The sequence below is a fragment of the Nostoc sp. genome (genome assembly GCF_036917465.1).
Taxonomy (GTDB): domain Bacteria; phylum Cyanobacteriota; class Cyanobacteriia; order Cyanobacteriales; family Nostocaceae; genus Nostoc.
This window is the reverse complement of the sequence record NZ_JBALDL010000094.1, coordinates 72,261-85,309: the sequence shown is the minus strand read 5'-3', so window position 1 is coordinate 85,309 and position 13,049 is coordinate 72,261. Positions and strand designations below refer to the sequence as shown.

Annotated in this window: 10 protein-coding genes; 8 read left to right on the top strand and 2 right to left on the bottom strand. The window is 42.4% G+C overall.

What is annotated here, in order from left to right; genetic code table 11:
• The first annotated feature begins 253 nt into the window (after positions 1 to 253).
• The 3 genes from murJ to V7K38_RS25710 all read left to right on the top strand — a co-directional run bounded on the left by murJ (position 254) and on the right by V7K38_RS25710 (position 2,985).
• Positions 254 to 1,858: a murein biosynthesis integral membrane protein MurJ gene (gene murJ / locus V7K38_RS25720; RefSeq protein ID WP_334861951.1), complete on the top strand. Its 1,605-nt coding sequence runs from the start codon at positions 254 to 256 to the stop codon at positions 1,856 to 1,858.
• Positions 1,859 to 1,986: 128 nt separating this feature from the next.
• Positions 1,987 to 2,499 (top strand): hypothetical protein, encoded by a 513-nt coding sequence (locus V7K38_RS25715; protein ID WP_334861949.1) that lies wholly within the window; start codon positions 1,987 to 1,989, stop codon positions 2,497 to 2,499.
• Positions 2,500 to 2,721: 222 nt separating this feature from the next.
• Complete coding sequence (locus V7K38_RS25710) at positions 2,722 to 2,985, top strand: hypothetical protein (RefSeq protein ID WP_334861947.1); 264 nt, start codon at positions 2,722 to 2,724, stop codon at positions 2,983 to 2,985.
• Positions 2,986 to 3,259: 274 nt separating this feature from the next.
• Here V7K38_RS25710 and V7K38_RS25705 read toward each other — a convergent pair whose 3' ends face one another.
• Entirely contained in the window at positions 3,260 to 5,311 is a 2,052-nt protein-coding gene (locus V7K38_RS25705) for an elongation factor G (protein WP_334861945.1), read from the bottom strand.
• Positions 5,312 to 5,611: 300 nt separating this feature from the next.
• Between V7K38_RS25705 and V7K38_RS25700 the strand changes: the two genes are divergently transcribed.
• The gene (locus V7K38_RS25700) at positions 5,612 to 6,523 is read left to right on the top strand and encodes a tetratricopeptide repeat protein (RefSeq protein WP_334861943.1); all 912 of its coding nucleotides are present in this window, start codon (positions 5,612 to 5,614) and stop codon (positions 6,521 to 6,523) included.
• A 173-nt stretch (positions 6,524 to 6,696) separates the two neighbouring features.
• A complete protein-coding gene (locus V7K38_RS25695; RefSeq protein ID WP_334861941.1) occupies positions 6,697 to 7,236 on the top strand; it encodes a phosphate-starvation-inducible PsiE family protein in 540 nt (179 codons plus the stop codon).
• A 199-nt stretch (positions 7,237 to 7,435) separates the two neighbouring features.
• Here V7K38_RS25695 and lepA read toward each other — a convergent pair whose 3' ends face one another.
• Positions 7,436 to 9,247, bottom strand: coding sequence for a translation elongation factor 4 (lepA, locus tag V7K38_RS25690; protein ID WP_334861939.1), 1,812 nt, complete (start codon positions 9,245 to 9,247; stop codon positions 7,436 to 7,438).
• Positions 9,248 to 9,857: 610 nt separating this feature from the next.
• Here lepA and V7K38_RS25685 point away from each other — a divergent pair.
• From V7K38_RS25685 to V7K38_RS25675, 3 genes are all read left to right on the top strand, one after another.
• On the top strand, positions 9,858 to 10,094 hold the full coding sequence (locus V7K38_RS25685) for a hypothetical protein (RefSeq protein ID WP_334861937.1): 237 nt from the start codon (positions 9,858 to 9,860) through the stop codon (positions 10,092 to 10,094).
• Between the two features lie 172 nt (positions 10,095 to 10,266).
• Complete coding sequence (locus V7K38_RS25680) at positions 10,267 to 12,033, top strand: sensor histidine kinase (protein WP_334861935.1); 1,767 nt, start codon at positions 10,267 to 10,269, stop codon at positions 12,031 to 12,033.
• A gap of 733 nt (positions 12,034 to 12,766) precedes the next feature.
• A complete protein-coding gene (locus tag V7K38_RS25675; RefSeq protein ID WP_012408256.1) occupies positions 12,767 to 12,997 on the top strand; it encodes a NifU family protein in 231 nt (76 codons plus the stop codon).
• The last annotated feature ends 52 nt before the right edge of the window (positions 12,998 to 13,049 follow it).

Genomic DNA, 13,049 nt, shown 5'->3' with positions numbered 1-13,049 from the left:
TGGGTTAAAAAATAATTTTGGCTTGTATACAGCAAAAGACATGAATAATTCAAGGTTTGTAGTAAAGACTAGAGCCACTTACTAAGAGCTAATTCGGTAATTTTGCTCTGCCCCCCGGAGGCATCGCACTTAAAATAACTGCCATCAGACTATAAACTAATGACTGATTTGCCAAAATTTACCTGACAGACTACGGAATTTCAGGTTAAATGTTTTAAAGTATGCACTCTGTAAGAGTTGTCGGGTATTATTCGTGACACAACAAGACCAAAAACCCTCTCGTTCTTTCGCTGGAATTGCTGGCATTGTTGCCGCAGCCACATTAATTAGTAAAGTCTTCGGTTTAGTGCGGCAGCAAGCGATCGCTGCGGCTTTTGGTGTTGGTGCTGCTGCTACCGCCTATAGCTATGCCTATATTATCCCTGGCTTTCTATTGATCTTACTCGGTGGTGTAAATGGGCCATTGCACAGTGCAGTTGTCAGCGTTTTAGCCAAGCGGCGGCGAGAAGAAGCGGCTCCCCTAGTGGAAACTGTGACAACACTGGTGGCTGGAGCGCTGTTGCTGGTGACAGTTGCTCAAATTTTATTTGCGGATGCGATCGTTGATATAGTCGGTCATGGTTTGGAAGAGACAACCAGAGCGATCGCCATTCAACAACTCCGCATTATGGCACCGATGGCTTTATTTGCCGGTTTAATTGGCATCGGCTTTGGTACTCTCAACGCGGCCAATCAATATTGGTTACTTTCCATTAGCCCTTTATTATCCAGTATTACTGTTGTTGGCGGTCTTGGTATCCTGGCGATGCAACTAGGTAAGGATATTATTAAACCGGAATACGCTTTAATCGGGGGAATGGTCTTAGCTTGGGGAACTTTGGCAGGAGCAATTCTCCAGTGGTTAGTCCAGCTAATTGTCCAGTGGCGGTTAGGATTAGGCACATTACGCCTACGGTTTGATTTTAAATCACCAGGCGTTCAAGAAGTAATTAGAATTATGACTCCGGCAACAGTTTCCTCTGGAATGATGCCAATTAATGTTGCCACTGATCTTTATTTCGCCAGTCCTATACCTGGGGCTGCGGCAGGATTTAACTATGCGAATCTATTAGTCCAAACTCCCTTGGGGATTATTTCTAATATCATTTTACTGCCTCTGTTACCGATATTTGCCAGACTTGCCGGCCCCGAAAATTGGCCAGATTTAAAATTACGCATTCGCCAAGGACTGTTACTCACTGCCTTCACCATGCTACCGCTAGGGGCGCTGATGGTGGCATTATCTGTACCTATTGTGCAGGTGATATATGAGCGCGGTGCTTTCAAGCCGGAAGCTACAAAGCTAGTTTCATCCTTGCTAGTGGCTTACGGAATTGGGATGTTTGTCTATTTGGGACGTGATGTTTTGGTGCGCGTATTCTACGCTTTAGGCGATGGACAGACACCTTTTCGCATCAGTATTTTTAACATCTTGCTCAATATCTTATTAGATTGGTTTTTCGTTAAACCTTTTGGCGCTCCCGGTTTGGTGTTGGCAACAGTGGGTGTAAACTGTAGCTCAATGTTGATGCTGTTGTGGTTACTCGATCGCAAACTCAATGGTTTACCTTGGCGTGAGTGGGGTTTGCCGATTTTGGGTTTGGCTGCTGGTAGCGTGGTAGGTGGGGTAGCAAGCTATGGGACATTGGTTGGTTCTCAACAATTGCTAGGTAAAACGGGTTTACTGATTTTGGTGTTGCAATTGTGTGTATCGGGTTTCGTAGGGATTACGGTGTTTGCTGCGATCGCTTCCTGGCTGAAAATACCAGAGGTGAATATTTTTATATCTCGTCTACGTCAGCGTTTTTTGAAGAAGTAACTAACCAAGTGGGTGAGAAATAATTCAGCCACTTGGGTGAACCAGATGTGCGAGGTTACATTTTGTAAAAAAAGAGATTCTAGTACTAGAGAACATTGATTTTACCTAACTCTAGTGAGAAGAATTCTATGAAACTTACAAAATTAGCTGCCTCTGCATTCGCTGTTGCTTCCATTGTCCTCTCAGCAGGAATTGCTTCTGCTCAAACAGCCGGTACAAACGGTAATTACATTGGTGCTGGGATTGCAGTTGGTGCAACCAGTGGCGGACAAGGAAACGATGAATCACAAATTGGCGGTAATATTCAAGGACGATACGCTATTCCGAAGACACCTATTTCACTGCGCGGTTCTGCGCTGTATGGTGGTGATGCTGCCGCAATTATGCCCATCGTGACTTACGATGCGGCGATCGCCAAAAATACTAACGTTTACTTCGGTGGTGGTTATTCTTTTGTAACTGACGAAGGTCAAAAAACCCCACTGGGCAATCAGAATTCACCTGTAGTCACCCTTGGTATTGAATCAGAAGTTAGCAACAATGTCATTGCTTATGGTGATACTAAATGGGGAATTGATGCCTACAGAAATAGTGATGCTGATGCCGTCAGCTTCCAAGCTGGATTAGGCTATCGGTTCTAGTTATTACGAGCTAGGAAACAGCTTATTCGCAAGCTAAAGTAATGATGTTTACCAGCCGTAATAGTAATTGGTTCTGTCATATCTGAGTATGGATGCTCAGATATGACACATTTTTCAATCATTTTTATTTATGATTATGATAACCAATTATATTTGGCTATTATCAATAGTTTCTCTTAAAGTGAAATGACCAATTTTAAATATGCATAAAAGATATTACTCATGGAAAAGATTAATCCCATTCCAGAAATACTGGGTGAAACAACTGATGTAGAATCTTGGCTAATTCGGGCTGGGCTAAGATTTTCAGACTTAGGTAACGATGCCGCCAGTATAGCAATCCGTAAGCAATGGCGAGAATATCAAGCCGCAGTTCAAAGATGCTGTGCAGTCTTACACCAGCCACCTTCATCCGTTCAACTAATCGGCGACTATGCCAACCTGAGAATACCTGGCGGTACATCAACCATAAAACTTACTCATTGACAGGAAAGAATAAATATAAATGTTTTGAAAAACCACATCTATCGTAGGGGTAATATCCTGCGATAAGTTGGTTTGCGTTTACATAAATTGCCCTTACGACACAGGTCTATTTCACATTAAAGAATGATTAATAATAAGCTGAGACGACGGATTTACCTTGATACACAACATAAATAGATCCCCGATCGCTTTTATGAAATCAGGGATCTATGGTTTTCAACGATCGCAAATTAAAAAAGCCTACGATGGTGTAAGAACAACCTAAAGTCTAAAATCATTTATTACCATTGCCGTTACCACCATTGCCATTGCTGTGAATGACACGTTCAGCAAGCTTTTCCGGCACTTCCTGCAAATGGTCATATTCCCAGTGGAAGGAACCAACGCCAAGAGTGAGCGATCGCAGTTCTACAATAAAATTCTGCATCTCTGCTTGTGGCAAGTATGCAGAGACATTATCCCAGCTTTGCCAATCGTTTCTCCCCTCATAGCCTAAAATTTGCCCCCGTCTACCACTTAACAGTTGCAGCACTTTGGAGGTAAATTCGCTCGGTGTAGTCACTTCCACCCGCAGAATTGGTTCTAACAAGGTAGGTTCCGCTTGCGGTATCCCCGTTTGCATTGCTAATCGGGCAGCTTGCTTAAAGGCTTGTTCGGAACTATCAACGTTGTGGTAAGAACCATTAGTCAAAGTTACCGCCAAATCCACTAGTGGGAAGCCCAAAGGCCCAGATGTCAGAAATTCCCGCACGCCCATTTCTACCCCAGGAATGTACTGTTTGGGAACCACGCCACCAACAATAGTTTCATTAAAGTTAAAACCTGTACCCCGTGGTAGGGGTTTGATTTCGAGAAAAACATCACCAAACTGTCCGTGGCCGCCGCTTTGGTGCTTATAGCGCCCATGAACTGAAGCCACCGTTTTGCGGATGGTTTCTTTGTAAGGCACTTGTGGCAAGTGGGTTGTCATCGGTAGATTATATTTGCGGCGCAGTCTGTCTAGGGTAACTTGTAAATGAATCTCGCCTTGACCCCAAAGAATAACTTCGTGAGTATCGCCGTGTTGTTCCCAAGCAAGCGAGCAGTCTTCTTCTAATAACTTAGTAATGGCACTGCTGAGTTTAACTTCATCGTTGCGCTTTTCTGGTGTAATGGCGAGGGCATACACAGGCTCAAACTGTACAGCTTTGGGTAATTCCATCACTGATTGCTGTTCTGTAGAGATTGTATCGCCTGTCTTAATGCCTTCTAAACGGCTCAATGCGACAATTTCACCAGCACCAACTTCATTAACAAACTGCTGTTGTTGTCCGATAAGGCGGAAAATTCCACCAGTCCGAATCCCATTGAGGACAATACCATCAGTTAATTTGCCCCGCCAAACACGCACCAGAGAAAGTTTGCCACCTTGGGGAGTGTAGAAAGTTTTTAATACCTGCGCTAAAGGTGTATCACTTTTTAAGTTTTTTAAACGACGTTCTGCTGTGGTTTCTGCTTCGGGGGCTTCCCGTAACAAGGCTTCTAATAGAGGTCTAACACCATAATCTTGTTCTGCTATACCAAAGAAAACGGGGACTACTAAATCTGCCCCTAATTCCATTTTTAAATCTTTGAGAATTTCCTCTTGGGGCGGTTCAATGTCTTCTAAAAGTTCTTCGAGTAAATGATCGTCAAAATTGGCTAGGGTTTCGAGCATTTCTGCCCGTGCTATATGTTCTTCTTCTTTTAAACTTTCGGGGAAGGGAATAGGGTCAGCAGGTGCGCCTGGATGATATTTATATGCCTGTTCGCTCACCATATCGATAAAGCCGGTGAGTTGTTCCCCGTTCATGATGGGATATTGATGCGCTACCAGGGGACGGCTAGATACTGCTTTCAGGGCGTGTAACGTTTCTAAGACGTGAATATTTGCCCGATCCATTTTATTGACGAAGACGAGATGGGGAATTTCCCAATCGTCCAGGAATTTAAATAGAGGGGCGAGGGTAAGGACTCGTTCGCGGATGGGTTCGCAAACTACAATTGCTGCATCCACTCCGATTAAAGCATTGTAGGTTTCTTGGGCAAATTCTACGCTTCCCGGACAGTCAATAAAAGTAAAGCGAATGTCGTTATACTCAGTGCTAGCGGCGCTGACTTCTACACTCATCTGGCGATCGCGCGACTCGGCAGCACTATCTCCCACTGTATTGCTGTCTTTAACACTCCCTTTGCGAGAAATTGCCCCTGTGACAAATAACAAGCTTTCTAGTAAAGTAGTTTTTCCACTTAAATAAGGCCCGACAATTGCCACATTCCGCGAACCCGATTTTACTTTTTCGTTCATAAAACCTCACTTGCGGTAAGTTTTTTATAACCGCATGATTCCTTATATATCAAGGGATGAAGAACAATCCAGCTATTCTGAATTTTATTCGATCAAAAAATGGTTTTCTGGAGTCAAGATTACCCCTTCTTTAATTTTTTATTATCCTTCTTTTAATCGAAAGTAAAAAAAATGTAGCCCGTTGTAAGATTTATCTTAATAAAAGTTAATCTCAGTAAAGTTTAATAGCGAATCTAAAATTTTTGTAAATAACTTTTTATGAAGTAAATTTAACTGAAAGTGTTGCGAATCAGAAAATCAATGAGATTATCATTTTCTAAATATCCCATAGCAGGGTTAGTAAGTTTGAGTTTGTTGGTTGTTAGTATTCCATCGCCATCTTTTTCCCTTTCTCCCACTTTCCCCTCAAAGCTGGCACAATCTAATAGTAAAACAGCTATAGACTACTTGAACCAAGGTTTAAAGGCAATTCAGGCGGGAAAAGTACAAGATGCGATCGCAGCCTTTAAACAAGCAGTCAAGTTAGATGCGACATTAGCACCAGCGCACTATAATTTAGGGTTAGCATACCGACAAACGGGACAATTACAACCCTCTGCGGATGCATTTTATCGAGCAACGCAAGCCGATTCAAAATTTGCTCCAGCTTTTGCTAATTTAGGTGGTGCGTTGTTAGAAGGCAATAATTTACAGTTAGCTAACGATTACTTACAGCGATCGCTAGAACTCGATCCTAAACTCGGATTTGCTCACTATAACTTGGGGTTGGTACGAGAGCAACAAGGAGATTGCGAGAAAGCGATCGCATCTTTTAAAAAAGCCATAGAATATAGCAAAAATGCACCAGAACCTCCTTACCATATAGGGATGTGTTATCTCCACCAAGGTAAACTAGATCGAGCCAGAGATGCCTTTAATCAGGCACTAAAAATTAATCCAAAATATCCAGAAGCTTACTACAATCTTGGCTCAATTTGGTTTCAGCAACGCAAATCACAAGAAGCATTAGAGGCTTTTAGAAAATCAGCCGAAGCTAACTCTAACTATCCTAATGCTTATTATGGTGCAGGATTAGTTTTTATGCAGTTACAGCAATATCGAGATGCAGTACAAGTATTGCAATTCGCTAGAGATTTATACAAAGCTCAGGGTAATCCTCAATGGGCGAAAAATGCCGAGCAATTGTTGCAACAAGCACAGAATTTAAAATGAATAGCGAACAGTCATTTGTCATTTATCCTTTGTCTAAAACCCATGATAAATGACCAATGACTGATAAATTACCAACCTCGCTGAGGCACAAAAACTTAACATTATATAATATAAAACTATTGGGTTGACTGGCTGGTGTGGTCTGAACTTGTCCCGATTGGAATGGAACCTACATGCAAAAGCGCCAGAAAAGTCGATTTTTATTTAGCGATCGCTGGCTCGATCGGCACTCAATTGTTCGCAACATGGAAGCCTTTCAAGACTTAATTGTGATTGTCTTGTGCTTGGGTTTGTTCGCCGTGATGCTGATCCAATTGTGGGGAATAGCGATCGCCCTCATCCAGCCACTAGACTACAAACATGTGACTGCAAAAATACTATTTGTGTTGATTTTAGTCGAGTTATTCCGACTATTAATGGTCTATTTGCAAGAACATAGTATTTCTGTAGGAGTGGCAGTTGAGGTAACAATTGTATCTTTACTGCGAGAAGTAGTAGTTCATGGTGCGCTGGAAATTTATTGGGTTAATACACTTGCAATTTGTGGTTTGTTATTTGTTCTGGGTGGACTACTCGTGGTTTGTGCTAAAACACCACACATGGATTGTATGAGCGCGAACAGTAAGCTTTGTCCGGTAAGAGGTAGGGAACGGCAAAATGATTTGGAATTACAGTACTCACGTCAATGTGATGAAAAGCAACCTCTTGGCTAAATTCTGATGAAAATGAGTAGTAGGGAGATAAGGCAGAATTTTCTTCCTTGTCTGTCCTATCTCCTGATTAATCTATAGGAATCCGATTTGATTTATGAAAAAATCTAACCCACATAGCGGGCTACGGGTTCTGACTTTTCACGTCATCTGGAAAAACTTAACCCTTCCCGTAATGGGAAGGGGGAAAAGTCAAAGTAAATTAGTTTTGATCCAAGCGCAGTACTGCCATAAAAGCTTCCTGTGGTACATCCACAGTACCTACAGATTTCATCCGCTTTTTACCTTTTGCTTGCTTCTGCAAAAGTTTTTTCTTCCGACTGATGTCACCACCGTAGCACTTGGCTAAGACATCTTTCCGTAAGGCGGGAATGTGTTCGCTGGCAATAACTTTACTGCCAATAGATGCCTGAATTGGGACTTTGAATTGATGGCGGGGAATTAGTTCCTTGAGTTTTTCTGCCATTGCCCGCCCGACGTTGTAAGCTTTATCCCGATGGACAATCATCGCCAAGGAATCCACAGGATCGCCGTTAATCATGATGTCCAGCTTCACCAGAGGATTTTCACGGTAGCCAATGATGTGATATTCCATACTGGCGTAGCCGCGCGATCGCGACTTCATTTGATCGAAAAAGTCAGTTACAACTTCCGCCAAGGGTAGCTCATACGTAAGGGTGGTTCGTCCTTGGGTGAGATATTTCATATCCTTAAAGATGCCACGACGATTTTGTGACAACTCCATCAAGCTGCCAACATAAGTTTCCGGGGTAATCATCTCTACTTGGACGTAGGGTTCTTCAATTCTTTCGCGATCGTTGGGAGAAGGCAAACGGCTAGGATTATCGATGTACAGTTCCTCTCCTTTGAGGGTAATCACCTTATAAACCACCGAGGGGGCTGTAATGATCAAATCGAGGTTATACTCTCGCTCTAGACGTTCCTGGACAATTTCCATGTGCAGCAAGCCCAAAAACCCACAACGGAAGCCAAACCCCATCGCGCTGGAAGTTTCTGGTTCGTAATGCAGCGCTGCGTCGTTGAGTTCCAGCTTTTCTAAGGCTTCCCGCAAATCTTCAAATTGGTCAGCATCAATGGGGAACATCCCGCAAAAAACCATTGGGTTCGCTTCTGCGTAACCTGGTAAGGGTGACTCTGCTTTCGCCTTACTCAGAGTAATTGTGTCGCCCACCCGTGCATCAGCTACAGCTCTAATTGAGGCTCCCAAATAGCCTACTTCCCCAGCGTGCAATTCTTCAACTTGCTTTTGAGTCGGAGAAAGAACGCCTAACTCATCAATTTCAAATTCTTTACCGGATGCCATTAAGTGAATGCGATCGCCTTTTTTGACAGTGCCATCCATCACCCGAAAATACACAATTACTCCTCGGTAACTGTCGTAATAGCTATCAAATATTAACGCTCGTAAGCGTTCATTTATGGTATTAGGCGGTGGCGGTATCCGCTCAACAACGGCTTCTAAAATTTCATCAATACCAATTCCTTCTTTAGCAGAAGCCAAAATCGCACCACTGCAATCTAAACCGATAATTTCTTCAATTTCGCCAATTACCCGTTCTGGTTCTGCCCCTGGCAAATCAATTTTATTCAAAACCGGGATAATTTCCAGGTTACTCTCTAAGGCTAAATAGACATTTGCCAAAGTTTGCGCCTCTACACCTTGGGACGCATCTACTACCAATAGCGCTCCTTCACAAGCAACAAGAGAGCGGGAGACTTCATAAGAGAAATCAACGTGTCCCGGAGTATCAATTAGATTCAGCACATACTGCTGACCATCTTTCGCTGTGTAATTCATCCGGGCAGCTTGCAGCTTAATCGTAATGCCGCGCTCCCGTTCCAGATCCATGTTGTCGAGAAACTGTTCCTTCATCTGTCGGTCTTCAACAGTGCCAGTAGCTTGTAGCAAGCGATCGGCGAGGGTTGATTTCCCGTGGTCGATGTGAGCAATAATACAAAAATTGCGAATGCGAACTGCGGGAACGTCAGTCATATACTATCTTTGCCTTAGCAGCAACCAAAGTTAAAAGAGCAATTTACTTAATGTATTTTAATGCTTTCTTAGCCAAGAAGCTCTTTGCTTTTAGTGGGTATTGGAGACTGGGGATTAGGGACTAGGGATTAGAAAGATTTGGATGAGGATTCAGATCCAAACTAAATCTTAAAAGAATTTATTTCCCAGTACCCAGTACCCAGTCCCTAATCCCCAGTCCTCAATTCCCCTCTTCACCCCATCTTTAAGTTTCGATCTAAATAGGTGGACTTTTAAGAATATTATGAAAGTCTATTTGTCGCTGCTAGTATTCAACAGCTGGGAGCGTACAATAAATGTAAATAAGTACATGTAGGGATCATGTAAGTATCTTGGACAATTGCGACCCGTAATTACCCAAGATCGCTGATTTGTCCGCAAAAATTCTAGAGCCATTGTCTAGTCAGTTATATGAAAAATGCGATTTAAAACTTAAAGCTGTTACTTTGGTGCTATTTCGGGGAACTATTTAACTGTCCCCCTTGAAGATTTTTCAGTGAATTAGCCCAAATGATCGATATAACTACTTTACAAAGCTTTAGACAAAACCAATTCAGAGTATATCAAACCTATGAATATGCAAGAGAAAACTACCGATGCGGAAAACACACGAGCCGATAAGGTAGAAATTGCCGTCCGCCTGGACTCCGAGTTACTAAAGCAAATTCAGCATCTCACCAACGATCCAAGTAAAGTGATTGAGGTAGCAATTCGCCAGTGGTTGCGTGGTGAAATCCTTAGAGATGACGAACTGACGCGCACTCCTGTGCGTACACCCGTTCCTCCTCGCGGTGAATGGAACGATTGATGCCATCAGTCATTTGTCAATGCAAGTTAAAAAAGGTGAAGTTTGTCAAGCTAGATTTCAGAACATCAAGAAATAACCAATAAAAACGAAAAAGCTGTAAAAATTTATGCAAAAATTTGAGCAGCTTTAGTACAATTACGGTCGGATACCCTTTGTCTATCCAACTCAATTAATGACTATTACTGCCAATTCCCAATTGCCGAATGTATTTTCCCAAAATCTGGAATCTATTTCCAGTAAGACTGATGGCTCATTACCAACTCTAGGAGCCGAGTTGGTGTATACACAAAATGGGGCAGGGCGCTATCTGACCTTTTGTTGGCAGCACAGCGAACTCCTGGGGTTAAATACCGAAAAAATAGTTGACGAGTTGAACCAGACGCAAACCTTTGTCCCAGTGGATAAGGTTAATTATTTGGAACGATTGCACCGAATTTTGACAAGTTTAGTGCCAGAAAGGTTTCAGTGTTGGTTTAGCTACCACCAGGAATTATTTGAGTTGGACTTAGTGATTAGTCCGGTAATGCCTAGTTTGGGAACAACTGCCACTACAGTTTTAGTTATGGGACGCTTAGTGCAAGCGACACTCAATAAAAAACAAGGGTGTGTGGTCTCAAAAACGCCTACCCAAATAGAGGCGGCTTTACGTTCGCAGCAACACCAGAAATTGGTAACTCGCATTACCAGAAATATTCGCCGGACATTAGATTTAAATATTATTTGGCAGCAAACAGTTGACAGTTTAGGTAAAGCACTGCGGCTAGAGCGCTGTATTATTTGTACTTATCAGGCTTCTAGCTCAAAAGTAGAGGTGAAAGCTGAATATCGCCAGCTAGAACTCAAATCAATGCTTGGCTTGGAAATAGATATAACTTCTGAGCCTACCTTTGCTCAGGCTTTGACAACTCTAGAACCAGTTGTAATGGAAGTGCCTGGATGCAAGGAGTCTGGGCGGCAGAAAACTTTGGTGGTTGCGACTTGCTATCAAGACCAAGCCAATGGATTGGTTGCCTTGAATTGGCAAGATGAATGCTATACATTAACAGAATCGGAATTAGAACTAGCAAAAGAAGCAGCAGATCAACTAGGAACTGCGATCGCACATGCTACTTTATATGAAGAATTAGAAGTCGCACGTCAAAAAGCTGAAGAAGCTTCCCGTCTCAAAAGTGAGTTTCTGGCTAATGTCTCCCATGAAATTCGTACCCCCCTCAACGGTATGATCGGCTTTTTAAAGCTGATTTTGGAAGGCATGGCAGATGACCCAGAAGAACAAAACCAATTTTTGTCAGAAGCTCATAACTTATCGATACATCTCCTAAATATCATCAACGATATTTTGGACATTGCCAAAATCGAAGCTGGCAAAATGGAGCTAGCTTATGCTCCAGTCAAGCTAAATGAGCTATTCAGCGATGTAGAAAGTTTCATGCGTCCCCAAGCAGAAATGAAAAATCTCAGCTTTCTGATGCAAATGCCTGCTACCTCCGATGAAATCATTGTCCAAAGCAACTACCAACGGTTGCTACAAGTTATGCTCAATTTGCTAGGTAATGCCATCAAATTTACCCATGAAGGTGGTGTTACTGTCAGCGCCGATTTAGTACTCAAAAAAGCAAAGCCGAACTTTCAAGGTCAGGAATTTCCCGGCATGGTGAGAGTCCGTGTGGCAGATACTGGCATCGGTGTTTCTCTAGACAAACAAGATAAACTGTTTCAATTATTCTCTCAGGTAGATGGCTCCCGCACTCGCCAGTATGGTGGCACTGGTTTAGGACTGGCAATATCCCAGAAGCTAGTAGAGGCAATGGGCGGCGAGGTACATTTTTATAGTCTTGGCGAAGGACTTGGTTCAACAGTGACATTTACAGTGCCACTATATCAACAGCCAGTTATGGTTTCGTCTGGTGATGGCGACTCAACAAACAGTGCTGAATGAGTCATTAGTCATTAGTCATTGGTCATTGGTCATTAGTAATCCTGGGTTTGGAATTTTAAATTTTAAAGTTTTTTAGTAATTATTTAGCAAATAACAAAATTGGGGATGGGAGATTGGAAAGAATTCTGCCCCTAGTAGTCTGTCAAGTTTAAATTGATGGGTAAGAAAGTTCGTAGTAAGGACTTCAGTCCTTATTTTCTAAGCACGCTTTGTGCTTAGGGACTTCCAAATAAAAAAATACTCAACTACTTCTAGTGGGGTGGGCAACATGAGCGCCTCACAAGATTGGGTAATTTATTTGTTGGAAGTCCCTTACTACAAACTTTTCATTACTAGCTTGACAGACTACTAGTCCGCAAAATTGTATAATTAGGGGCTGGGTTAATCAACAAAATATAACAAACGCCTAAATGTTGGGTTTTGCTTTGCTCTACTCCAATTTACAAAAAATAGATTTTTGTCCCCTTTTTACGATGACGTGTACTTAGGAGCATTAAATCCTGTCTTGCGTCAGACTGCAAAGCACAACCTAAAAGCTAAAGTAAAGTAGGAGGCTCACATGAAAACTCTGTTGAGACAACATGGAAAATAAAATTTTGGCTAATGGTTAACGAGTAACAGCGCAGATGGCATAAGAATCATTATTATTCAATGCCCAATGCCCAATACCCAATACCCAATGCCCAATGCCCCATTCCCCAATGCCCATCATTAACTTAGCAGGTCTAAAACTATGGAACTCACAATTGACAACGTTGAAACAGTCTTAGATGAAATGCGCCCTTATCTCATGTCTGATGGCGGTAATGTGGAACTCGTAGAACTTGATGGGCCTGTTGTAAAACTGCGCCTACAAGGTGCTTGTGGTTCTTGTCCCAGTTCTGCAATGACCCTGAGAATGGGTATTGAACGCCGCCTAAAAGAAATGATTCCTGAAATTGCGGAAATTGAACAAGTGGTGTAAAAGTTAGGAGTTAGGAGTTAGGAGTTTTGAGTTTTGAATCAACTCCTAACTC